We start from the raw sequence: 23423 nt of genomic DNA on the forward strand, positions 1-23423 counted from the left end.
ATATATGAAACGGCAATTATTGCTATTGCAATAGATTTATCGGCCGGCTCAGAAGCTGGCGATCACGCGGAAGTCGAGCCCGTCGGCCTCGGCCAGATGCACGGCTTGGCGCGGCACGGGGCGGGGCTTTCCCGCCAAAGCGTGCAGCGCGTCGTAGCAGGACCGGCAGAAGGCGTTCGGGGTCGGCGCATGGTCGCCGAAGCTGCCGTGATAGCGCTCGAGGAAGCCGTCATTGCCGGCCGAGCGCAGCGTCGCCAGATAGATCGCGGTGACGTGGAGGCCGGCCGAGGCCTCGGCGCCGATGCCGTACAGCACGGTCTCGTCGGTCGCCAGCGCGAAGCGGAGATGGTGGCGGTCCAGCCCGGCCCCGGCGAATTCGCGATTGAAGGCGATCGCCTCCTGGCCGACCAGCAGCAGGATCACCACATCCGGCCGGGTCCGCCGGATCGCCGCGAAGACCGGGTCGTAGTCTCGCGTCTCATAGGGCAGGAAGCTCTGCCCGACCAGCGTGCCGCCGCCGTCGCGGATCAGCGCCCGGGCGATGGCGCCCGACACCTGCGGCCAGACATAGTCGTTGCCGACGATGAAAAAGCGCCGGGCGCCGCGCTGCTCCGACAGCCAGTGCAGGCCCGGGCGCAGCAGCTCGGCCGCGGTGACTCCGGTCGCGGTCACGCCGGCCTCGATCCGGCCGCCCTCGTATTGTGGGGTGTACAGATAGGGGCGGCGGCCGCGCACCGCGGCCGTCACCGCCTCGCGCATGTCGCTGGGATGCATGCCGACCACCAGGTCGACCTCGTCCAGAGCGATCAGGTCGTCGGCCGCCACCGCCGCTTCCGCCACCGTACCGCCGGCATCGCCGAGGACCAGGTCGATCGGGCGGCCGCGAATGCCACCGCGGGCGTTGATCTCCGCGACGGCCAGCACGGCGCTGGCTTCGGTCGACGGGGACCACAGGCCGGCCGGCCCGTCCCGCGGCAGCAGCAACCCGATCTTCACGCCAGATCCCTCGCAGGATGGACGCGCCGGCGGAGTGTCGCATCGCCCGTCGAGCGCAGCTTCGAGTTTGTCGACAATCCAATGCAATGACCATGCCAGCCCGGCGGCCTGGGCCGGACGGCCTGCGGTTGCGGCCGGCATGCCGTAAAAACCGGCGAGGCGGCCCTGCATGCCCATGTTCTGGGCAACGCCGGCGGCGTGCCGCGCATCCTGCCGGTCTTGAAAGCCGCACCTGTCCCGCGTATTTACTTCCGAACTCATCTAATGAAATTTCGATGGTTAAATAGGCATGACGGCAGAACGCCTGGAAGACCAGCTGGCCTACCTCATCGCCGGCGTGAACCGTCAATTCGAGGAAGAGCTCAGGGAGAAGCTGCGGCCCCAGGGAGTGCCGATCGAGCAGTCCCGGGTCCTCGGCCTGCTTGCCGACGGCCAGGGACGGCCGATGACCGAGTTGGCCGAGCAGGTCTTCGTCGAGGCACCGACCCTGACCAAGATCATCGACCGCATGGTGGCGCAGTCGCTGGTGGTCCGCGCGCCCGACCCGAACGACCGGCGCCGCGTCCTGATCTACGCGACCAGGCGCGGCCAGGCGCTGTGGGAGAAGATCGGCGGCTATGCCCGCGAGCAGCAGAAGCGCGTCCTCGACCGCCTCTCCCCCGGCGATCTGGCGCGGCTGACCGAGATCCTGCGCGGCCTGATCGCGGAGTAAGGTCTCAACGCTTCGCGCTGACCTCGTCGCAGATGTGCAGGGTCGCTTTCCCGTCCAGGATCGGCTCTGCCGTAGCAAAGAAGGCGGCGACGGCGGCGGAGCCGTTATGCGTGTCCATGGCGGCGCGGTCGCGGAACCGCTCATAGGTGGTGAAGACCGCCGGCGTCTCGACGTCGCGGGAGACGAAGAAGTCTACCGTGCCGGGCTCCGCGGCCCGGACATGCGCCGCGACGGCGAGGAGCGCGGCCTGCAGCTCGGCCTCCATTCCCGGTTTCGCGCGCAGGACCGCCGTGATCGTGATCATCCTGTCCTCGTGCCTGGATTTCTCCTCTGTATCGTAATTTCAAATTATTGAATATTCAATTAACTGAATCCGGCTGGCCGGAGCGGAGATCGAGGTGGCGCGGCATCGGCTATGTCGCGGCGTCGGCGTCGGCGTCGATCGCGCGATCGCCGAGGGCGGCGGCGATCAGGCGATACTTGACCCGGGCATTGGTCATGTCGCGGAAGTAGTTGACCAGGTCTCCCCATGGGTCGTTGACCCGGTTCAGCCCCGAAATGAAGGCGACGACCGTCCCGACCTCGGTCTCGCCGCGAACGACGAACCATCCGCCGACGAACAGGATGCCGATGACCCCGATCTGGTGCAGCAGGTTCATCAGGAAGTTCATGCTGAACTTCCGCCGGTAGATCTGCATGTTGAGGCGATAGATGTCGCCGACCTGCCGTCGATAGCGGCCGGTCTCGCGGGGACCTCGCCGCTCGGCGGCCTCGTCGACGATCTCGACGCTGAGGCCGCGCATGACCTTGATCCGCTGCTCGGTGCGCTGGTTGATCGCCCGCTGCAGGAACGGGATGAACAGGAACTGCGGCAGGAACAGCACGGCGGCGACGGCCGCCATCCAAGGCTCCAGCACCACCATGTAGCCGAACACGGCGATCAGCAGCCCGCCGTTCAGAACCACCTCCGAGACGCTGGCGCCGATGAAGCCGCCGACGGCTTCGACCTCCGACACGATGATCGAGATGTCGATGCCTTCCTTGCGGGCGTCCGGCTCGCCGGACCCGCCGTCGGCGCCGGATGGGCTCAGCTGCAGCCGCAGCCGCCGGTTGGCGGCCTCGGTCACCGATCCGCGATAGATGTTCAGAAGGAGCTTGAGGCCGCCCTGGACCAGCACGACGCCGACATACAGCAGGGACAGCACGATCAACTGCTCGAGGGCGTGCTTTTCCAGCGCGCCATTGACGATCCGCCGCTGCAGCTCCAGGGGCGCGAGGTCGAGCAGGAAGACCATGATGGCAAGCAGCGACAGCAGGATCTGGTCCCGCGCGCTGACCCGCCAGATGTAGCGGAAAAGGCCCTGAGGCATGGTGGTCCGCGATGCCAGGTCCGAGGGCCGCCTCGGCCGGAGCCGAGGCGGTTGGTGTCCTCAGATCCGGTCGTCGCGCAGATGGCCGCCGAGCGATGCGCTGACCGCCGCGATGAAGGCGCCGATCAACAGTGCCAGGAAGGCGGTGAAGGCGGTCGAAAGCCCGGCCTTGCGGGCGGCATCCGCCGTCTCGCGCGCCTTGGCCACCGCGGCGTCGACCTGGGCCGTCATCTCGTCGACCCGCTTCTCCGCGTCGGCCTGGCTCAGGCCGGTGCGCTGCGCCACGAGCTGGGCCAGATAGCTCTTGTCGGCCGCGGGCAGGCTGCCGGCCGCGACGGCGTTGGCCAGGATCCGCGCCACCTCCGGACGCGGATCGGTGGTGCCGGCTGCCGGTGGCTGGGCGTCCGGCGCGGGCCGGAACAGCAGGTCGATGGCGTAGCCGGTCGGGTCGGCGGGCACCGCTGCCGGGGCCGCCGCCGTCGCGCCCTGCGCCGCGCCGGACGCGACCGTCGCCGTCGCCTGGACGCCGGTCGACGCCGTGCCGTAGGTGACGACGCCCAGGATCAGAACCACGAACAGAGTGGAAACGCACCAGGCGAGAAAGCCGTGGGCCGTGTCGCGGAAGGCGACTTCGTCGGTGTGGAGGCTGGTCCAACGCGTCCGCAGCCGTCCGGTGACGTAGCCGCCGAGGCCGGAGGCCACCCACTGGATGACGACCAGCCCGATCGCGGTGGTGACCGCGAAGGTCGTGGCGCCGGCGCCCGATCCGGGCCAGGGCGAGACGATGGACAGGCCGAAGCCCGCCCCCAGGACCATCAGCGCCAGGGTGACTGCGGTGGCGACGGCGGCGCCGGCGAAGACGGCGTCCCAGGACACGCCGGAGGCTGCCGCCTCCACAGCCGGGACGACGGCGCGCGTTTCGGAATATTCGGAATAAGTGCCGACCATGTCGCCCTCCCTCAACGGAACAGCAGCAGGATGAGGATGATCACCGGAATCGGAATCCCGAGAAGCCAGAGAAGAATGCCGCGGCCCATATCGGCCTCCTGAAGCAGAATCACTGAGTCAGCGAATGGACGGCCGGCCGCCTCCGTTCCGCTCGGCCGCAAATTCTTTCCTGGACGCCGGTTGTGGACTATGGCCGCCGCGGGGCTTCCATCCTCGGCAGGGTCCACCTCCACGATGACAGACAGCTCCGTGCCGCCGGGCCGTCGGGCGCATGTGCGGCCTCCTCCCCCGGTCGCGCGATCCCTCGCCATATCCAAGCGAGATAGTCCAGCCAGGTGGTCGCGGCGGCACGCCGCCTGCTCTCGCGATGATGCGAGCCAGACCGCCCGACGAGCGGATCAGCTGACGCGTTCGAAGGTGTCCAGGCTGGTCCCGAAGGCGCGCCAGGCGCCGACCTTCCTGATCCTTGCCGGCGCACCTTCCTCGGCTGCGCTCAGAGTCTGGTCGGCGACGGTGTGCCACAGCGTCTTGAGCTTGCCGTCCCTGAGCAGCCCCGTGTAGCTGACCGCCGCCGGTCCGGTCGTGCCGTTGGCGGCGGCCGTGAAGCCGATGACGTCGCCGTGAGCTGCGCCATGGATCGGAACTTCCTGCCCGAAGAAGCTGCTGTCCTCCAGGGCGGTACGGAACACGCCGCGGATGATGCCGTCGCTGTCGTTCTCGATCACGACGATCGAACCATACTGGTTGCGCCACGTGCCGTTCCAGGATGCCATGTCGACACCTCCGTGACCTGATGCCGGATGAACAGGCCGTTTCTGGATTCGGTTTCCCGGTGTTGTGCTTGTGCCCCGGCCCGGCGGCTTGCCATCGCGGCGCCGGGACGGCCCTTCCATGCCACGTTACTGCGCGTTCTCCGCCCGGCCATGAAAGAATGCAATGAGATGCCGGGAGACGAAGCCCGGGTTCTCATCCGGCAGCCAATGCCCGGTCTCCGGCGCCACGGCACCGGAGACGTTATCGGCAGCCTCCTTGGCCATATCCAGCTCCTTCCAGCCATTGCTCCGCTCGCCGGCGAGCGCCAGGACCGGCATCGGCAGCTTTGCCTTCAGGAATTCCCTGAACCGCCGTTCGTCCTCGGGAAAGGCGCGATACAGCTCGAAGCCGGCGCGCATCCCCCCGGGCGCGGCATAGGCCCGCGCGTAGAGAGCCAGATCCTCGTCGGCGATCGGCGCGGCGAGCCGCTTCTTCATGAAGTCCGAGATGTACGCATACTCATGCCCGGCCACGAGCATCTCGGCGACGTCGCGCTGCTGGTGCAGGCCGAAATGCCAGAGCTCCGGATCGGGCTTGTGGATCGCCTCGTCCCAGACCCGCGTGCCGGGCACCGGCACGTCGAGCATCGCGAGCCTGGCGACGTCGTCCGGCCATTGCGCGGCATAGGCATAGGCGACCATGACCCCGATGTCGCGGCCGACAAGATCCACCTTCGCCGGGCCCAATTGGCGCACAAGATCCCGGATGTCGGCCGCCATGGTGGCCTTGTCGTAGCCGTCGAGCGGTCGTTCCGACTCGCCTGCACCACGATAGTCGACCGCCACGACGCGAAAGCCCGCCTTGGCCAGCTCCGGCATCACGCGCCGCCATGTGTACCAGGTCTGGGGCCAGCCATGGAGAAGGACGACCAGTTCGCCATCGGCCGGACCGCCAATCACATAATGCAGCCGCACGCCGTTCGCTTCCGCGAACCGATGGGAAAAGGTCGTGTCGAAATCGGCCGGCAGGCCGGTCCGCGAGGGGAGCGGCCCGGGCGTGTCCTGGGCATGGCCGGGTGAGACGGCGACGCAAAGGCACACTGCGAGCGCCGAAAGCAGGGCGATCCACGAATGTCGAACCATGATCAGATCCAATGCTGGTCGGCTGCATCGAAGGCCTGCCCGCCGGCGCTCCGGGGGCGCACCCACCGTTTCAATCGCATTGCCGGCGAGGGGTTCCCTTTCCTCGAACCGCGGGCTTCGCGGCCGACTGGAACGGCGCAGCCTCGGGCGCCGTTGGACTAGGACTGCATCCTTAGTCCCGCGGGATATTGCGATGACCAGAGCCGATCTCGGCCCGACCGCCCACATCGCCCATCATCCGATCCATGTGATGCTCGTGTCGGTGCCGATCACCTGCTTCGTCGGCACGCTCCTGACCGACATCACCTATTGGCGCACCGCCGAGATGATGTGGGCCGATTTCTCCGCCTGGCTGGTCACGGTCGGCGTGATCCTCGGCATCCTCGCCGCGATCGCCGGGCTGATCGACTTCCTGGGCAACCGCCGGGTGCGGGCCCTGCGCCCGGCCTGGCCGCATGCGATCGGCAATGTCGTCGTGCTGGTCCTGGCGACCCTGAACATGCTGGTCCACACCCGCGACGGCTGGACCTCGGTGGTCCCCTGGCGGCTGATCCTGTCGGCCGCGGTCGTCCTGATTCTTCTGTTCACCGGCTGGATGGGCTGGTCGATGGTCTATCGCCACGGCGTGGGAGTGGACCAGCGATGATTGGATTGCTTCCCCTGAGGCCTGCGGCGCTGGCGCTGGCCGCCGCCTCGATGCTTGCCCTTGCGGCCTGTAATGAGGAGGACTTCGACACCGGCAGCCAGATCGGCGCCAACCCCGTCCTGCCCGAGCCGCAGCAATACCTGTTCCCGCCGATGCATCTCGCCTCCGTCGTCGGCTGGAAGCAGGGCGAGGCGCCGACGGTCGCGAAGGGGCTGAAGATCGAGGCCCTGGCGACCGGCCTCGAACATCCGCGCTCGCTGTCCGTCCTGCCCAACGGCGATGTTCTCGTGGTCGAATCCAAGCCGCCGGGGGTCGAACCGATCCGGCGGCCGAAGAGCATCGTGACCGGCTGGATCGAATCGCTGGTGACGGGCGGCGGCGATCTGCCGAGCAACCGGATCACGCTGCTGCGCGACGCCGATGGCGACGGCAAGCCGGAGACGCGCAGCATCTTCATCGACCATCTCAGCTCGCCCTTCGGCGTGGCGCTGGTCGGCGGCGAACTCTATGTCGCCAACACCGATGCGATCCTGCGCTTTCCCTACCACACCGGCGATACCAGCATCACGGCGCCCGGTACGGTGCTGACGCCGCTGCCGGGCGGCCCGATCGACCATCACTGAACCAAGAGCCTGGTCGCCAGCCGGGACGGATCGCTGCTGTATGTCGGCGTCGGGTCGAACAGCAACGTGGCCGAGAACGGCATGGAGGCGGAGAAGAACCGCGCCGCGATCTGGGAGGTCGACCGGCAAACCGGGCGCTGGCGCCTGTTCGCGACCGGCCTGCGCAACCCGAACGGGCTGAGCTGGGAGCCCGAGAGCGGCGCGCTGTGGACCGTGGTGAACGAGCGCGACGAGCTGGGTCCCAACCTGGTGCCGGACTACATGACCTCGGTCAAGGATGGCGGCTTCTACGGCTGGCCCTACAGCTATTACGGCCGGCATCTCGACCCGCGCGTCCAGCCGCAGCGCCCCGACCTGGTCGAGAAGGCGATCGTCCCGGACTATGCGCTAAGCTCGCATGTCGCGCCGCTCGGGATGGCCTTCAGCACGGCGGACTCGCTGCCCCAGCCTTACCGAGGCGGCGCCTTCGTCGGCGAGCATGGCAGCTGGGACCGGGGTGAGTTCAACGGCTTCAAGGTCGTGTTCGTCCCGTTCAGCGGCGGGCATCCGAACGGCAAGGCGCAGGATGTGGTGACGGGCTTCCTGAATGCGGATGGCGAGGCGCGCGGCCGGCCGGTCGGCGTCGCGATCGACAAATCCGGCGCGCTGCTGATCGCGGACGACGTCGGCAACACTCTGTGGCGCGTCACGGCGGAATAGCTGCGGCCTCCTGAAGCAGGAGGCATCACCGGCGTCATGACCTCAGCCCCTTGGCCGGCCGGTGCCCGGGCTCCACGCTTCCTTCAGCGGTTCGCCTGGCCTGGCAGGATCGCCAGCCCCTCATCGGCGACGATCTGCTCCTCATCCGTCGGGACCACCAGGATCCGGGCGGCGCTGCCGGAGGCGTCGATGCGGCCGGCGTTCCTCGCATTGAGCCGGTCATCGGTGCCGAGACCCAGCCACTCCAGCCGCCGGCAGATCCGGGCGCGGATCTCCGGCTGGTGCTCGCCGATGCCGGCGGTGAAGACCAGGGCGTCGAGCCCGCCGAGCGTGACGGCGAGGCCGGCGATCGATTGGGCGATGCGGAAGGTGAAGATGTCGAGGGCCTCGCCGGCCGCCGGGTCGGAGCTGGCCAGCAGGTCGCGGGTGTCGCCGCTGATGCCGGACAGGCCGAGCAACCCGGCGCGGTGATAGAGCAGGTCCTCGACCTCCTCGACCGTCATGCCGTCCGGGCCCAGCAGGTGCAGCAGCACCCCGGCGTCCAGCGCGCCGGGCCGCGTCGCCATCGGCACCCCGTCCAGGGCAGAGAAACCCATGGTGGTCTCGACGCTGGCGCCGTCCTTGAGGGCGCAGAGGCTGGCGCCGCTGCCGAGATGGGCGACGACCACCCGGCCGGCCGCGATTTCCGGGTGGTCGCGGCACAGCGCCTCGGCGATGAAGCGGTAGGACAGGCCGTGGAAGCCGTAGCGCTTGATGCCGCGGTCATGCAGCGGTCGCGGCAGGGCGAAACGGCGCATCTGGTCCGGCTGCCCGGAGTGGAAGGCGGTGTCGAAGGACGCGGTCTGGACGATGCCGGGCCGCAGCGCCCCCATCGCCTCGATCAGCCGCAGCGCTGGCGGCTGGTGCAGCGGCGCCAGCGGCACCAGCGCCTGCAACTGGTCCAGCACCTCGCCGGTGATGCGGACCGGGCCGGTGAAGGCCTCGCCGCCATGCACCACCCGGTGCCCGGCCAGGGCCAAGCCGTCGAGGCCGAGCCGGTCGTCCAGCACCTGCAGGCAGCCGTCGAGCACGGCCCGCAGGTCAGCCGGATCCGCGGCGCCGATCCCGATCGTATCGGAGATGCCCTCCGCCTCCAGCCGCAGCGCCGGCGGCCGGCCCTTCAGGTCGAGCACGGCTTTGGCGCGGCGCATGGCCTTGCCGCCGCGCTCCTCGAACAGGCCGAGCTTGATCGAGGAGGAGCCGGCGTTGAGGGCCAGGATTTCGAGCGGCATCAGTCGAACGGCGCCGCGGTGCCGCGGCTCGGCCAGCGCCAGTCGGCGACATCGGGCATGTCGCGGCCATGCTGCCGGACATAGTCGTGATGCTCGGCCAGCCGCTCCTGGAACCGGCGGCGGGCGCGGTCGGCATCGGCGCCGAGCTGCGGCAGGCGGTCCATAGCGGCGATCGCCAGGTGGAAGCGGTCCAGCTGGTTCAGCACCACCATGTCGAAGGGCGTGGTGGTGGTGCCCTCCTCGCGGAAGCCATGGACATGGAAATTGTCGTGGTTGGTGCGCTTGTAGGTCAGGCGGTGGACCAGCTGCGGATAGCCGTGGAAGGCGAAGATCACCGGCCGGTCATGGGTGAACAGACCGATGAAATCCTCCTCCGGCAGGCCATGCGGGTGCTGCTCCTTCGGCTGCAGCGCCATCAGGTCGACGACATTGACCAGGCGGATGCGCAGCGCTGGCAGCTGGTCGCGCAGCAGCGCTACGGCGGCGACGGCCTCCAGCGTCGGCACGTCGCCGGCGCAGGCCAGCACCACGTCCGGGTCGCCGTCGCCCTCGTTGCTGGCCCAGCCCCAGCGGCCGATGCCGGCCCGGCAATGGGCGGCGGCCTGGTCGATATCCAGCCATTGCGGCGACGGCTGCTTGCCGGCGACGATGACGTTGATCCGGTCATAGGTGTGCAGGATATGGTCGGTCACCCACAGCAGCGTGTTGGCGTCCGGCGGCAGGTAGATGCGGACGATGTCGGCCTTCTTGTTGACGACGTGGTCGATGAAGCCGGGGTCCTGGTGGCTGAAGCCGTTGTGGTCCTGCCGCCAGACATGCGAGGTCAGCAGGTAGTTCAGCGACGAGATCGGCTGCCGCCATTCCAGCTCGCGGGTCACCTTCAGCCATTTGGCGTGCTGGTTGACCATCGAATCGACGATGTGGATGAAGGCCTCGTAGCAGGAGAACAGGCCGTGCCGGCCGGTCAACAGGTAGCCTTCGAGCCAGCCCTGGCACAGATGCTCGCTCAGCACCTCCATCACCCGGCCCTCATGCGCCAGGTGGACGTCCTCCGGCAGGATGTCCTCCATCCACACCCGGTCGGTGACCTCGAACACGGCGTCGAGGCGGTTGGAGGCGGTCTCGTCCGGCCCGACCAGGCGGAAGGTCTGCGGGTTCTGCCGGATGACGTCGCGTAGCAGCTGGCCCATCGCCCTCGTCGCCTCGCCGTGGCTGCCGCCGGGCTCCGGCACCTCGAGGGCGAAGCTCCGATAGTCGGGGACCTCCAGCTCCCGGCGCAGCTTTCCGCCATTGGCGTGCGGGTTGGCGCCCATGCGCCGGTCGCCCTGCGGCGCCAGGGCCTGCAGCTCCGGCACCAGCCGGCCGGACTCGTCGAACAGCTCCTGCGGCCGATAGCTGCGCATCCAGGCCTCGAGCCGGGCGAGATGCTCCGGCTTGTCGGCCAGGCCGGACAGCGGAACCTGGTGCGACCGCCAGAAGCCTTCGGTCTTCAGCCCGTCGACCTCCTTCGGCCCGGTCCAGCCCTTGGGCGTGCGCAGGATGATCATCGGCCAGGGCGGCCGGGCCATGCCGTCCGCCTGAGTGCCGGTCCGGATCTCGCGGATGCGGTCGATGACGATGTCAAGCGTCGCGGCCATCGCCTGATGCGTCGGCGCCGGGTCCGAGCCCTCGACGAAATAGGGCTCGTAGCCGAAGCCCTGGAACAGCCGCAGCAGCGACTCGTCGGTCATGCGGCCGAGGATGGTTGGGTTGGCGATCTTGTAGCCGTTCAGATGCAGGATCGGCAGCACCGCGCCATCGGTCTTCGGATTGAGGAACTTGTTGGAGTGCCAGGAGGCGGCGAGGGGCCCGGTCTCGGCCTCGCCGTCGCCGATGACGCAGGCGACGATCAGCTCCGGATTGTCGAAGGCGGCGCCATAGGCATGGGCCAGGGCATAGCCCAGCTCGCCGCCCTCATGGATCGACCCCGGCGTCTCCGGCGCGGCATGGCTGGGGATGCCGCCGGGGAAGGAGAACTGCCGGAACAGCCGGCGCATGCCTTCCCGATCCTGCCGGATCTCCGGATAGATCTCGGAATAGATGCCTTCGAGATAGGTGTTGGCGACGACCGCCGGCCCGCCATGGCCAGGACCGCAGATGAAGATCATGTCCAGGTCGTCGCGGGCGATCACCCGGTTGAGATGGGCGTAGATGAAATTCAGCCCCGGCGTCGTGCCCCAATGGCCGAGCAGCCTGGGCTTGATGTGCCCGATCGCCAGCGGCTGCTCCAGCAGCGGGTTGTCGAGCAGATAGATCTGCCCGACCGACAGGTAATTCGCCGCGCGCCAATAGGCGTCGAGCTTGGCGAGGTCCGGATCCTTGATGTCTGGCGACATGCCGAATGTCTCCTCAACGCCGTTGCCGATGGGAGTGACGGGTTTCGGTGCGCGCCGGCGCTCCTGCTCCGCCGACGAGGACTGGGCTCCGTTGCAATGGTCAGCCCGCCGCGCCGGATTGTCCACGGCGCAGCAGCAGCGCGACCGGGACCATCAGCAGGGCCACGATCGCGAGCGCCTGGAACACGTCGATATAGGACAGCAGCGTGGCCTGGTCCTGGACCAGCTGGCCGATCCAATCGAAGGCCTGCTGCTGCGCGGTGGCCTGGCTTGCGCCCTGGGCCAGGAAATGCGCGGTCGCCTGGTCCAGCCCCAGCTGATAGGGCAGGGCCGAGGGCGAGGCATGGCCGGCGAGATAGCTCTGGTGCACCTGCGCATTCCGGGCCAGCAGCGTGGTCGACAGCGACACGCCGATCGAGCCGCCGAGGTTGCGCGCCACGTTGATCAGCGCCGCCGCCTGGCCGGTCTTGTCGGGCGGCAGGTCGGCATAGGAGGCGGTGGTGATCGGCAGGAACAGGAACGGCAGCCCGATCATCTGGAACACCCGCGACCAGGCGAAATAGCTGAAATCCGCGTCGGGCGAGAGGGTGGTGAAATGCCACATCGCCAGCGCCACCACCGTCATCCCGGCCATGATCAGGTATTTCGGCGGCACCAGGTTGGTGAGGCGGGAGGAGATCGGCATCAGCACGAACATCATCAGCCCGCCGGGCATCAGCGCCAGCCCGGCCCAGGTGGCGGTGTAGCCGTATTGCTCCTGCAGCAGCTGCGGCAGGATCTGGGTCGAGCTGTAGAGGATGGCGCCGACCGCCAGCATCACCAGGCAGGTGGCGCCGAACTGGCGGCGCAGCACCAGCCGGATGTCGACGATCGGGTCCTTGCACGACAGCTCCCACGGCACCAGCAGGACCAGCGACACGAAGGAGATCACCGCGAAGGCGGTGATGAAAGCGGAGTCGAACCAGTCCTCGCGCTGGCCCTTGTCGAGCATGACCTCGAGGCAGCCGAGCCACAGCGCGACCAGCAGCAACCCGATCCAGTCGACCTTCAGCCCGCCGGCCAGGGCCTTCCGACGCTCCTGCTTCAGGATATCCGGCTCGACCAGCAGCCACTGCACCAGGATCAGCGAGGCGATGCCCATCGGCACGTTGATCAGGAAGATCCAGTGCCAGGAGTAGTTGTCGGTGATCCAGCCGCCGATGGTCGGCCCGAAGGTCGGGGCGACGATCACGGCGATGGCGTAGATGCCGAAGGCCTGGGCCCGCTTCTCCGGCGGGAAGCTGTCGGCCAGGATCGACTGCTCGCTCGGCGCCAGCCCGCCGCCGCCGAGCCCCTGCAGCACCCGGCAGACGATCAGCATCTCCAGGCTGGAAGAGAGGCCGCACAGCAGCGAGCTCACGCTGAACAGCGCGACGCAGATCATGTAGAAGCGCTTGCGCCCGACCACGCCGGACAGCCAGCCGCTGATCGGCAGCACCACGGCGTTGGCGACGAGATAGCTGGTGATCACCCAGGTGCTCTCGTCCTGCCCGGCGGCGAGGCCGCCGGCGATGTGGCGCAGCGCGACATTGGCGATCGAGGTGTCCAGCACCTCCATGAAGGTGGCGATCGAGACCACGCCGGCGATCAGCCACGGGTTGCGGCCGCCGGCCGCGGAGCGGCTGCCGGCGGCCTCGGCCGCGGCGCTCATCGCACCGTCACGGTCGGCACCACCGACATGCCGGGGCCCAGCGGCAGGTCCGGCGGCTGATCGAACACGATCTTCACCGGCACCCGCTGCACCACCTTCACGTAGTTGCCGGTGGCGTTCTCGGCCGGCAGCAGGGCGAAGGCCGTGCCGCTGCCGAATTGCTGGCTGTCGACATGGCCGGGGAAGTCCCGGCCGGGATAGGCATCGATCGAGATCGAGACCGGCTGGCCCGCGCGCATGAGGTCGAGTTGCGTCTCCTTGAAGTTGGCGGTGATCCAGATGTCGCGCGGCACCAGCATCATCAGGCTCTGGCCGGGCGAGGCATAGGCGCCCCGCGCGGCCGAGAGATTGGTGACGCGGCCGGCGACGGGCGCCGTCAGCACGGTGCGGTCCTGGTTCGCCTGGGCTTGCTGCAGCGAGGCCTGCGCCTGCTCCAGCGCGGCCGCCGCGCCCTGGGCCTGGGCCCGCAGCACGCCCAGTTGCTTGTCGGCGGAGGTCTGCGCCGACTGGGCGCCGTTGAAATCGGCCTGACGCTGGCGCAGGTCGGTCGCCGCCTGGTCGGCCCGCTGCTGCGTGCCGGCGCCGGTCTTCACCAGATCCTGCGCCCGTTTGTTCTCATCCTCGGCGAATTGCAGTGCGGCCTGGGCGGCGGTGACCTGCAGCCGCGCCTGGTCGACCCTGGCCTGCTGCGCCTCGATCTGGGCCGCGAAGTTCGCGATATCCGCCTGGGACTGGTCGACCTTGGCACGCGCCTGGGCCAGGGCGGCGGCATAGTCGCGGTCGTCGATCCGGGCCAGCACGGCGCCGGCCTCGACCAGCTGGTTGTCGGTCACCGGGAGGTCGACGATGGCGCCGCTGACTTGCGGGCTGACCGACACGGTGCGGGCATCGATGAAGGCATCGTCGGTGCTCTCGTAATTGCGGGCATGCAGCCACCACCCGACCGCGCCGGCCAGCAGCACCACCGCCGCGACCGAGCCGATCAGCACCGCCCTTCCGTGCCGGGCGAGGAAGCCGCGGCGATCCTCGGGCTCGGCCCGCTTCCGGTCCTCCGCCGCCGGCGTTTCGGCGCGTGCTGCATCGTCTGGCGTCATGGCAAGCCCTCGCGATCGGTGCCGATCGGTGCGTCGTCCCACCCTGGCAACAGGAGGGGCCGCCGGTCCGGCTCAACCTGCGACGAATTTTCTCCGGGCCGCCCGCCGGAACGGCCTTTTGCCGGCGGCCGTTGCCCAGGCGAACCCCGAACGCAGGAGAAACGAGATGGCCCGCCCCACTGCCGGCGACGTCCTGGTCGAAACCTTGATCGATTGGGGTGTCGACACCGTCTTCGGCATCCCCGGCGACGGCATCAACGGCGTGATCGAGGCGCTGCGGATTCGGCAGGACCGGATCCGCTTCATCCAGGTGCGGCACGAGGAAGCCGCCGCCTTCGCCGCCTGCGCCTATGCCAAATGGACCGGGAAGCTGGGCGTCTGCCTCGCCACCTCCGGCCCCGGCGGCATCCATCTGCTGAACGGGCTGTACGACGCCAAGCTGGACGGCCAGCCGGTGCTGGCGATCACCGGGCTGCAATTCCACGACCTGGTGCACACCTTCACCCAGCAGGATGTCGAGCTGGACAAGCTGTTCGCCGATGTCGCGGCCTACAATGTCCGGATCATGGGGCCGAACCACGTCGAGAACACGGTCGAGCTGGCGTGCCGGACGGCGCTCGGCCGCCGCGGCGTCGCCCATGTGACCATCCCGGTCGACATGCAGTCGCAGCCGGTCGAGGCCCGGACGCGGTCGGAGCGCAACGTGCCCGGCCATGTCTCCGACGTGATGGCGCCGCCGGCCCAGATGCCGGGCGAGGACCAGGTCGCTCGGGCCGCCGCGATCCTGAACTCCGGGAAGAAGACCGCGATCCTGGCCGGCCGCGGCGCGCTCGGCGCCCGCGAGGTGCTGGAGGCGGTGGCCGAGCGGCTGGGCGCGCCGGTGATCAAGCCGCTGCTCGGCAAGGGCGCGCTGCCGGACGACAGCCCGTATTCGACCGGCGGCATCGGCCTGCTCGGCACCCTGCCGTCGCAGGAGGCGCTGGAGGAATGCGACACGCTGCTGATCGCCGGCAGCGCCTTCCCCTATATCGAGTACTATCCGAAGCCCGGGCAGGCGCGGGCGGTGCAGATCGACCTCGACCCGCAGCGCATCGGCCTGCGGCACCCGGTCGAAGCCGGCCTGGTGGGCGATGCGCGCAAGGTGCTGGAGGCGCTGCTGCCCCGGCTGCAGCATCGCGACGACCGCTCCTTCCTGACGCAGGCGCAGAAGGGAATGGAGGAGTGGAACGCACTGATGGTCGAGCGCGGCACCCGGCAGGACATGCCGATGAAACCGCAGGTGGTGGCGCACGAGCTGGACAAGCTGCTGCGGCACGACGCCATCGTCGCCACTGATTCCGGCACCATCACCACCTGGGCGGCGCGGCACCTGACGATGCGGGACGGGATGATGTTCTCCTGCTCCGGCAACCTCGCCTCGATGGCCTGCGGGCTGCCTTACGCCATCGCCGCGGCAGTGGCCTATCCGGACCGGCAGGTGGTGTGCTTCATCGGCGACGGCGGCCTGACCATGCTGCTCGGCGAGCTCGCCACCTGCGTGAAGTACAACCTCAACATCAAGATCGTGGTGATCAAGAACAACGCCCTGGGCCAGATCAAATGGGAGCAGATGGTGTTCCTGGGCAACCCGGAATATGTCTGCGAGCTGCAGCCGATCGACTTCGCCGCGGTGGCGCGCGGCTTCGGCATTGCCGCCTGGTCGGTGGACGACCCGGCCCGCTGCGGCGAGGTGCTGCGCGAGGCGATGGCGGCGCCGGGCCCAGCCCTGGTCGAGGCGGTGGTCGACCCGCATGAGCCGCCGATGCCGGCCAAGGCGACGCTGAAGCAGGCGGCGCATCTGGCGGAGGCGCTGGCGCGGGGCACGCCGGCCCGGCGCAAGATCGCTCTGACCGTCGCCTCCGACACGGTGCGCGAGCTGGTTTAGGAGCCGCCGCGATGTTCGAGGGTTTCGCGCTCCAGATGATCGAGCTGCCGGAAGCCACGCTGCGGGTGCGGCATGGCGGGTCCGGGCCGCCGGCGCTGTTGCTGCACGGCCATCCCCGAACCCATGCAACCTGGCACCGGGTGGCGCCGCTGCTGGCCGCGGAGCACACCGTGGTCTGCCCGGATTTGCGCGGCTTCGGCCGGTCCTCCAAGCCGGCCGACACGCCGGACCATGCCGGCTCGTCCAAACGGGCCAAGGCGCGGGACTGCGTCGCGCTGATGCAGCGGCTGGGCTTCGACCGCTTCGCCATCGTCGGCCATGACCGTGGCGCCTACACCGCCTTCCGTGCCGCCATGGACCATCCGGACCGGATCAGCCACCTCGCCGTGCTCGACGCAGTCCCGATCCTGGAGGCGCTGGAGCGCTGCGACGCGCGCTTCGCGCAGGCCTGGTGGCACTGGTTCTTCTTCGGCCAGAAGAGCAAGCCGGAGCGCGCCATCCTGGCCGACCCGGACGCCTGGTACAGCGCCACCGCCGAGCAGATGGGGGCCGAGGCCTATGCCGATTACCGCGAGGCGATCCACGACCCGGAGACGGTCCACGGCATGATCGAGGATTATCGCGCCGGGCTCGGCATCGACCGCGAGCACGACGCCGAGGACCGTCGCGCCGGGCGGCGGATCGAATGCCCGACGCTGGCCCTGTGGTCGCAGCGCGACGATCTCGAAGAGCTCTATGGCGACGTGCTGGCGGTCTGGCGGCCTTGGGCGAGGGACCTGACCGGCCACGGCCTCGACTGCGGCCACCACATGGCCGAGGAGGTGCCGGAGGCCTTGGCCGACGCGCTGCGGAGATTTCTGAAGGGCTGACCGCGGCTATTTCTGCCGCGGCTCCCGCAGCGCGGCGCCGGCGGCGACCTGCCGCCCGACGCGCTGGGCCATCACCGCCTCCAGCAGGGTTCGCGCCGCGTTGCGCACCTCCTCCTGCACCGCGTGGTCCTTATCCAGCGCGGCATGGCTGATGGCGTAGGGTTCCCAGTAGCCGATGTAGCGGTCGACCTCCGCCAGCGGCCCGGCCGGTACCAGATTCATGGAGCTCAGCCAGTCCGACAGGCTGCGGCGCACGCCCTCCGCGCCCTCGACATCCCCGTGAACGACGACCGAGAACAGCCGGCCGGCGAGGTGGCGGGGATAGTCCCAGCCCGCCATCTCCATCTCCTTCGCCCGTCTGGCGTCCTTGCCCTGGGTCGAGGTCGGGTCCGGGTTACCGCCATCGGCGCAGACCAGCCGGTCCATCATCAGCTTCACCGGCGAGGAGACCTGGTACCAGTTCACCGGCGTCAAGATCATGACGCCATGCGCCGCGACCCAGAGTGGGTAGATCTCGTTCATCCAGTCATGGACCTGGCCGAGCGAATGGTTCGGATAGCAGGAGCATGGCCAGTGGCACAGCGCGGCCGAGGTCGAGAAGCAGGCCTTGCAGGGGTGGATGTGCCGCCCGTATTCGGAGGCCAGCCGGCTGAGGTCCAGCACATCCGCCTCGACTCCGTCCGCGGCGGCGAAGACCTCCCGCGCCAGCTCGGTCAGCCGGAAGGTCTTCGACATCTCGCTGGGGCAGGTGTGCTCGCTGCGCGACGAGCCGCAGACCAGCAGGATCCGCGCCGGCAGTGCCGGGTCGCCGTGGCGGCGCTCCGCCTCGCGGATCGCATCGCGGGCGGCAATCCAGTCGACCGACAGGTCGTAATCCGGGTCGGCGAAGCCGGGACCGGCTTTCCGCGTGTGCGGGCTCTTCCGGGAATGGCTGTAGGCGTCCCAGGCAGCATCGGCGATCCGGCCGAGCTCCGCCTGCAGCGGATCGTAGGCGGGATCCTGGAATTGGCCGAGGAACCGCCGGCGGAACTCGGGTTCGGCCAAACGGGGGCTGGGTGTGCCCTTGCGTGGTTCGAGATCGGTCACGGCGGCTCCTGCGGCGGCGATGGGCCTGTCCGGAATGACGGTGCGCCGCGGGGTCGAGTTCCCTCGAACCAACCGGCAGGGCGGCTCCAAACCAGCCGGAACCGCCTTCCCGTTGAGCCTGTTCGCCAGTGGAAGGCATCCCGGAGGAGGAGCGATATGGACGATCTCGAGCAGCGGATCCGCGCGCATGCGCATCGCATCTGGGTCGAGGAAGGCTACCCCTCCGGCCGGGAGGAGGCGCATTGGGAGATGGCGCGGGAGCTGGTCGCGATCGAGGACAACCAGCGGAACGCGACCAAGCCCAACCCGGTCGCGGCCGATGGCGAGGAAGCCAGCCATCCCGAGCCGGTCGAGCCGATCGAGGCCGTGGAGTCCCTCGGCGATCTGCCCGGCCGGACCGACCAGGCCGAGCGTCCGGACTATCCGCAGCGGAAGCGCAAGCGCGCCCGCTGATCTGTAGAAGGAGGCCCGCTTATGGCGCACCCGACAGCCGACCCCACGATCAGCCCGCAGGACAGGGCATGGCTTGTGGCCGCCCATGATCCCGCGGTCACCCTCTACGTTGCCACCGAGCCGGTGCAGCGCGCAGCAGGTGGCCTCGGGGCGAAGCGCCGGAACCTGAAGCACATGCTGCAGGAGCGGCTGCGGGCCGCCGATCTCGCACCGGATCAGCGCCAGGCGCTGCTGGCCGCGGGCGAAGAGGCCTTGTCCACCGCCGATTTCCCTTCGCTCGACCCTGGCTTCGCGCTGTTCCTGGCGGAAGATCGCGTCCATGCCCTGCCGCTGGACGAAGCGCCGGTGGAGGATATGAGCGCCGTCGGACATCGCTTCCTGCTGCGCCCCATCCTCGACCGCTTCGGCCCGGCTGACCATTTCCACGTCCTGGCGATCAGCGCCGGCGGATCGCGGCTGCTCAAGGCGACGCGCGAGACCTGCCGCGACATCACGCCGCCGGATCTGCCGCGCTCCCTCGACCAGGTGGCGGCGGAGACCGATGTCGAGGCTACGAAGCAGGCCAATCCGGCCGGGCGCGGCGGTGCCGGCGAGGCCGCCTCCGCGGCCCGGCACAGCTATGAAAGTCCGGCGGAGCTGCACGAGACCCAGCTCGTCGATTTCGTGCACCGCTCGGTCAAGGCAGTGCGGCGCCGGCTGGCCGGTGACCCGGCGCCGGTCGTCCTGGTCGCCGAGCCGGATCTGGCCGGCCACGTCCGCAACGCGGGTGACTGGCCGGAGCTATTGCCCGATTTCGTGAGCCGTCATCCTGCGCGGATGGATGACCAGGAGCTGCATGACGCCGCCCTGGCCGTCCTGCCGCCGGAAGAGGCCAAGGCGGAACCGGTGCTGGACCGTATCAAGGCCCGGCTGGGAACGGCAGAGCCCACGGTGGCGATCAGGCTGGAGGAGATCCTGGCCGCCGCGCGCGATGGCCGGGTGGACTCGCTGCTGATCGCCGCGGACGAGACGATCTGGGGCCATTTCGACGAGGGCAGGGGCATCGCCGCAGCGCGCGGCACCCCGAACGGCGAGGAGGACCTGCTGAATCTGGCGGCAGTGATGACGCTGGCGACCGGCGGCACCGCCTTCAGCCTGCCGCGGGACAAGCTGCCGCGCTCGGTGCCGGCTGCGGCCGCGCTGCGCTACTGAGGCAGCTGCCGCGCCACTGCCGGCCTGACCACATGGCAGGGGCTGCTCGACCATGGCGACCTGCGGGCGGGCCAGCGTCCTGATCCCCGAGGCCGCGGTCGCGCATGAGCGGCTGGAACGGTCCCGCGGAATCGGTGGAACCACGCTGCCGCCCGCCCGGTTGGCGTTGCATGGCGCAGCCGATGCGGACGTGTCGGACCACGCAGGCAACCCCTCGGGAGCTCCCATGGCCAGATCATCCAAGCGTGCCGCCCCGGATCGGGCGACGATCCACGATCAGACGCTGTTGCGCGGACATGGGGGCGAACTGCATCAGGTCGCCGGGGGCGACACCCGTCCTCACCACCGCGCAGGGCGGGCCGGTCTCGGACGACCAGAACTCGCTCAAGATCGGCGAGCGCGGCCCTACCGCGCTGGAGGACTTCCACTTCCGCGAGAAGATCTTCCACTTCGACCATGAGCGGATCCCGGAGCGGGTGGTGCATGCCCGCGGCTACGGCGCGCATGGATATTTCGAGACGACCGAGGCCCTGACCGACGTCACCCGCGCCGACATCTTCCAGCGGGTGGGTGAGCGCACGCCGGCCTTCGTCCGCTTCTCCACCGTCGCCGGCAGCAAGGGCTCCTTCGACCTGGCGCGCGACGTCCGCGGCTTCGCCGTCAAGCTCTACACCCGCGAGGGCAACTGGGACATCGTCGGCAACAACATCCCGGTGTTCTTCATCCAGGACGCGATCAAATTCCCGGATATCATCCATTCGGTGAAGCCCGAGCCGGACCGGGGCTTCCCCCAGGCGCAGTCGGCGCATGACAATTTCTGGGACTTCATCAGCCTGACGCCGGAAAGCATGCACATGATCATGTGGGTCATGTCCGACCGGGCGATCCCGCGCTCCTTCCGCTTCATGGAGGGCTTCGGCGTCCACAGCTTCCGCTTCGTCAATGCCGACGGAAAGTCGACCTTCGTCAAGTTCCACTGGAAGCCGAAGCTCGGGATGCAGTCGGTGGTGTGGAACGAGGCGGTGAAGATCAACGGCGCCGACCCTGACTTCCACCGCCGCGACCTGTGGCAGGCGATCCAGTCGGGCAATTTCCCGGAATGGGATCTGCGGGTGCAACTGTTCGACCAGGACTTCGCCGACCGGTTCGACTTCGACATCCTCGACCCGACCAAGATCATCCCCGAGGAGGTGCTGCCGCCGCGGATGGTCGGCCGGCTGGTGCTGGACCGCATGCCGGTCAACTTCTTCGCCGAGACCGAGCAGGTGGCGTTCATGACCCAGAACGTCCCGCCCGGCATCGACTTCTCGAACGACCCGCTGCTGCAGGGCCGCAACTTCTCCTATCTCGACACCCAGCTGAAGCGGCTCGGCAGCGCCAACTTCACGCATCTGCCGATCAACGCGCCGAAATGCCCGTTCCATCACTTCCAGCAGGACGGGCACATGGCGATGCGGAACCCGGCCGGCCGGGCCAACTACCAGCCCAACTCCTGGGGCGAAGGGCCGCGGGAGTCGCCGGAGAAGGGCTTCCGGTCCTTTGCCGCCGAGGAGGCGGGGCCGAAGCAGCGGATCCGCGCGGAGAGCTTCGCCGATCATTACAGCCAGGCCCGACAGTTCTACATCAGCCAGACGCCGGTCGAGCAGGCCCACATCGCCGCCGCCCTGACCTTCGAGCTGAGCAAGGTCGAGACTCCGGTGATCCGCGAGCGCCTGGTCGCGCATCTGCTCAACATCGACAAAGGCCTGGCCGAGACGGTGGCGCAGGATCTGGGCCTGGACGGCCTGCCCAAGCCCGCGCCGGCCGCCGTCGCCCCGCGCCAGGATCTGGCGCCGTCGCCGGCGCTCAGCATCCTCAAGAACGGGCCGCAGCGGTTCGAGGGTCGCAAGCTCGGCATCCTGGTCACCGACGGCGTGGACGCGGCGATCCTGAACGGCCTGATCACGGCGCTGAAGCGCGAAAAAGCGGTGCACGAGATCATCGCGCCGAAGGTCGGCGGCGTGACCGCGGGCGACGGCAGCAAGGTCGTCGCGGATCAGATGCTTGCAGGCGGTCCGGCGGTCCTCTACGACGCCGTGGCGTTGCTGCCCTCGGAGACCGGAGTGGCGGCGCTGCTGTCCGATCCCGCGGCGCGCGACTTCGTCGCCGACGCGTTCGCCCATTGCAAGTTCATCGGCCACGTCCCGGCCGCACGGCCACTGTTCGGCAAGGCAGGGATCACCGGCGATCTCGATGCCGGCGTGATCGAGATCGCCGGCGCCAGGGCCGTGGCGGGCTTCGTCGGAGCGCTGGGCCGCCTGCGGTTCTGGGAGCGCGAGGGCGCACCGGCCGGCTAGGGGCCGGCGGCGTGTCATCGCCAAGCGTCGAGGATCTGGTCGACCGTCGCCACCCCGATCTGCCGCGCGGCACCGAGCGACAGGGGCCTCGCCCAGTTGCCCGATCAGAAGAAGACCGGGCGCCCGGTATCCGGAGCGATCTCGCCGGGCGTCGCCTCGATGATCACGCGGCCTTCCCGCTCCGCGCCGTCACGAAGGCCGGTCACCAGGATCTCCACTCCCCCACGGCCGTCCAGCAGCGTGGGTTCCCAATGCATCCAGGCTCTGTCGACCTCCTGGATTCCCTGGGGAAATGCGACGGCGAGCAGCGCCTCCCGGTGCCGGGCCATGGCGCTGACCAGATCCTCGCCCTGAATGTCCAGAGGCACGGGCGAGCCGGAGGAATTGAACACGCGCCAGGTTTGCATCGCAGTACTCCTCACATGACAGCCGGATCGTGACGGGACGAAGCAGGACGGGCTGAAGTCGGGGTGCCGAGTGGCCGAACAACCCGCTGCTCCGATGAACTGCACTTCTGCAACATATCCAGAATCGCCGTTGTTCCAGCGGGGAGTGGGCATATCCGCTGAGGCTTCGAATTCCATCTCCGGTCGCGTCACCGCAGGAGACAGCCCGATCACGGCCAAGCTTCGAGAATCAGATCGACCGGCGCGACCTCGATCTGCTGCGAGAAGCGCTCATGGAAGAGCCGGAGCAGATCGTCATGGGTGTCGTCGGAGGTGCTGCAGACCGCGTCCTCCGCCAGCACCAGGCGATAGCCCCGGTCGACCGCGCCGAGGGCGGTCGCCAGCACGCAGATATCCGTCTCGCCGCCGGACAGGATGAGCGTGTCGATCGCGCCGGCGCGAAGCCGCTCACCGAGCCCTGGGGCCGTGAAGGCGGAATAGCCGTGCTTGTCGAAGACCAGGGCCGGCGGCACGAACTCCACCAGCATCGGCACCAGCTCCAGCAGCCTGGGATCCAGCATCCCGCGCGTCATCTCCGCCCAGCGGGTATAGTAGCGCCGCCAGCTGCCGGGCAGCTCGTCCGGCTGCCGGGGCGGCAGGAAGCGGGTGAAGATGGTGTGCTCCGGCCGGTGGCGGACGAGGCGGCGCACCATGGGCGAGGTCCGCTGCGCCCACGGTACGTGCCAGGCGGTCTGCCGCGCGAACAGCTCCTGCATGTCGATGCAGAGATGAACCGTCCTGTCCCCCAGCCGGCCGAACGGCAGCGCCTTGTCGGGTGTCACGGCGGCATCGCCGGCGA

Annotated in this window: 22 protein-coding genes and 1 pseudogene; 9 read left to right on the forward strand and 14 right to left on the reverse strand. The window is 69.0% G+C overall.

Annotation, left to right across the window (positions count from 1 at the left end):
• Positions 1–48: 48 nt before the first annotated feature.
• Positions 49–996 carry a substrate-binding domain-containing protein gene (locus QFZ27_RS15795; protein WP_429227328.1) on the reverse strand — a complete coding sequence of 316 codons (948 nt, stop codon included), beginning with the start codon at positions 994–996 and terminating at the stop codon, positions 49–51.
• A gap of 289 nt (positions 997–1285) precedes the next feature.
• On the opposite strand from QFZ27_RS15795, the gene QFZ27_RS15800 reads away from it, so the two are divergent.
• On the forward strand, positions 1286–1708 hold the full coding sequence (locus QFZ27_RS15800) for a MarR family winged helix-turn-helix transcriptional regulator (protein ID WP_429227329.1): 423 nt from the start codon (positions 1286–1288) through the stop codon (positions 1706–1708).
• A 4-nt stretch (positions 1709–1712) separates the two neighbouring features.
• On the opposite strand, the gene QFZ27_RS15805 is transcribed toward QFZ27_RS15800, so the two are convergent.
• The 6 genes from QFZ27_RS15805 to QFZ27_RS15830 form a co-directional block, all read right to left on the reverse strand.
• Positions 1713–2012: a putative quinol monooxygenase gene (locus tag QFZ27_RS15805; RefSeq protein WP_429227330.1), complete on the reverse strand. Its 300-nt coding sequence runs from the start codon at positions 2010–2012 to the stop codon at positions 1713–1715.
• Between the two features lie 109 nt (positions 2013–2121).
• A complete protein-coding gene (locus tag QFZ27_RS15810) occupies positions 2122–3078 on the reverse strand; it encodes an ABC transporter transmembrane domain-containing protein (RefSeq protein WP_429227331.1) in 957 nt (318 codons plus the stop codon).
• Positions 3079–3138: 60 nt separating this feature from the next.
• Positions 3139–4026, reverse strand: a complete 888-nt coding sequence (locus QFZ27_RS15815) for an HU family DNA-binding protein (protein ID WP_429227332.1) — start codon at positions 4024–4026, stop codon at positions 3139–3141.
• Between the two features lie 11 nt (positions 4027–4037).
• Positions 4038–4259: a hypothetical protein gene (locus QFZ27_RS15820; protein WP_429227333.1), complete on the reverse strand. Its 222-nt coding sequence runs from the start codon at positions 4257–4259 to the stop codon at positions 4038–4040.
• A gap of 165 nt (positions 4260–4424) precedes the next feature.
• Positions 4425–4799, reverse strand: coding sequence for an avidin/streptavidin family protein (locus QFZ27_RS15825; protein WP_429227334.1), 375 nt, complete (start codon positions 4797–4799; stop codon positions 4425–4427).
• A 126-nt stretch (positions 4800–4925) separates the two neighbouring features.
• A complete protein-coding gene (locus QFZ27_RS15830) occupies positions 4926–5921 on the reverse strand; it encodes an alpha/beta fold hydrolase (RefSeq protein ID WP_429227335.1) in 996 nt (331 codons plus the stop codon).
• Between the two features lie 193 nt (positions 5922–6114).
• Here QFZ27_RS15830 and QFZ27_RS15835 point away from each other — a divergent pair, with 193 nt between their 5' ends.
• The 3 genes from QFZ27_RS15835 to QFZ27_RS15845 all read left to right on the forward strand — a co-directional run bounded on the left by QFZ27_RS15835 (position 6115) and on the right by QFZ27_RS15845 (position 7889).
• On the forward strand, positions 6115–6567 hold the full coding sequence (locus QFZ27_RS15835; protein ID WP_429227336.1) for a DUF2231 domain-containing protein: 453 nt from the start codon (positions 6115–6117) through the stop codon (positions 6565–6567).
• Between the two features lie 5 nt (positions 6568–6572).
• On the forward strand, positions 6573–7190 hold the full coding sequence (locus tag QFZ27_RS15840) for a DUF7133 domain-containing protein (RefSeq protein WP_429227338.1): 618 nt from the start codon (positions 6573–6575) through the stop codon (positions 7188–7190).
• Positions 7191–7256: 66 nt separating this feature from the next.
• On the forward strand, positions 7257–7889 hold the full coding sequence (locus QFZ27_RS15845; protein ID WP_429227339.1) for a PQQ-dependent sugar dehydrogenase: 633 nt from the start codon (positions 7257–7259) through the stop codon (positions 7887–7889).
• Positions 7890–7972: 83 nt separating this feature from the next.
• On the opposite strand, the gene QFZ27_RS15850 is transcribed toward QFZ27_RS15845, so the two are convergent.
• The 4 genes from QFZ27_RS15850 to QFZ27_RS15865 form a co-directional block, all read right to left on the reverse strand.
• Complete coding sequence (locus QFZ27_RS15850) at positions 7973–9160, reverse strand: acetate/propionate family kinase (protein WP_429227340.1); 1188 nt, start codon at positions 9158–9160, stop codon at positions 7973–7975.
• On the reverse strand, positions 9160–11535 hold the full coding sequence (locus QFZ27_RS15855) for a phosphoketolase family protein (protein WP_429227341.1): 2376 nt from the start codon (positions 11533–11535) through the stop codon (positions 9160–9162). The genes QFZ27_RS15850 and QFZ27_RS15855 overlap by 1 nt, the downstream gene beginning before the upstream one ends.
• A 100-nt stretch (positions 11536–11635) precedes the next feature.
• Positions 11636–13225 carry a DHA2 family efflux MFS transporter permease subunit gene (locus QFZ27_RS15860; RefSeq protein WP_429227343.1) on the reverse strand — a complete coding sequence of 530 codons (1590 nt, stop codon included), beginning with the start codon at positions 13223–13225 and terminating at the stop codon, positions 11636–11638.
• Positions 13222–14319 carry an HlyD family secretion protein gene (locus QFZ27_RS15865; protein WP_429227344.1) on the reverse strand — a complete coding sequence of 366 codons (1098 nt, stop codon included), beginning with the start codon at positions 14317–14319 and terminating at the stop codon, positions 13222–13224. Before QFZ27_RS15865 ends, QFZ27_RS15860 begins: the two co-directional genes overlap by 4 nt.
• Before the next feature lie 166 nt (positions 14320–14485).
• Here QFZ27_RS15865 and QFZ27_RS15870 point away from each other — a divergent pair, with 166 nt between their 5' ends.
• Both QFZ27_RS15870 and QFZ27_RS15875 read left to right on the forward strand, forming a co-directional pair.
• Positions 14486–16243, forward strand: a complete 1758-nt coding sequence (locus QFZ27_RS15870) for a thiamine pyrophosphate-dependent enzyme (RefSeq protein ID WP_429227345.1) — start codon at positions 14486–14488, stop codon at positions 16241–16243.
• A gap of 11 nt (positions 16244–16254) precedes the next feature.
• Entirely contained in the window at positions 16255–17112 is an 858-nt protein-coding gene (locus tag QFZ27_RS15875; RefSeq protein WP_429227346.1) for an alpha/beta fold hydrolase, read from the forward strand.
• A gap of 6 nt (positions 17113–17118) precedes the next feature.
• On the opposite strand, the gene QFZ27_RS15880 is transcribed toward QFZ27_RS15875, so the two are convergent.
• A complete protein-coding gene (locus tag QFZ27_RS15880; protein WP_429227347.1) occupies positions 17119–18198 on the reverse strand; it encodes a flavodoxin family protein in 1080 nt (359 codons plus the stop codon).
• A 156-nt stretch (positions 18199–18354) separates the two neighbouring features.
• On the opposite strand from QFZ27_RS15880, the gene QFZ27_RS15885 reads away from it, so the two are divergent.
• From QFZ27_RS15885 to katE, 3 genes and pseudogenes are all read left to right on the forward strand, one after another.
• The gene (locus tag QFZ27_RS15885; protein ID WP_429227348.1) at positions 18355–18651 is read left to right on the forward strand and encodes a DUF2934 domain-containing protein; all 297 of its coding nucleotides are present in this window, start codon (positions 18355–18357) and stop codon (positions 18649–18651) included.
• Between the two features lie 21 nt (positions 18652–18672).
• Positions 18673–19842 (forward strand): baeRF3 domain-containing protein, encoded by a 1170-nt coding sequence (locus tag QFZ27_RS15890; RefSeq protein WP_429227349.1) that lies wholly within the window; start codon positions 18673–18675, stop codon positions 19840–19842.
• 226 nt (positions 19843–20068) lie between these two features.
• Positions 20069–22178: pseudogene (gene katE / locus QFZ27_RS15895) on the forward strand (catalase).
• A gap of 104 nt (positions 22179–22282) precedes the next feature.
• Here the strand turns inward: katE and QFZ27_RS15900 are convergent.
• The gene (locus QFZ27_RS15900) at positions 22283–22585 is read right to left on the reverse strand and encodes a hypothetical protein (protein ID WP_429227350.1); all 303 of its coding nucleotides are present in this window, start codon (positions 22583–22585) and stop codon (positions 22283–22285) included.
• A 209-nt stretch (positions 22586–22794) separates the two neighbouring features.
• Complete coding sequence (locus QFZ27_RS15905; protein ID WP_429227351.1) at positions 22795–23406, reverse strand: cysteine hydrolase family protein; 612 nt, start codon at positions 23404–23406, stop codon at positions 22795–22797.
• Between the last annotated feature and the right edge of the window lie 17 nt (positions 23407–23423).

Source organism: Inquilinus ginsengisoli (genome assembly GCF_050434925.1).
Classification (GTDB): Bacteria; Pseudomonadota; Alphaproteobacteria; order DSM-16000; family Inquilinaceae; genus Inquilinus; species Inquilinus ginsengisoli_B.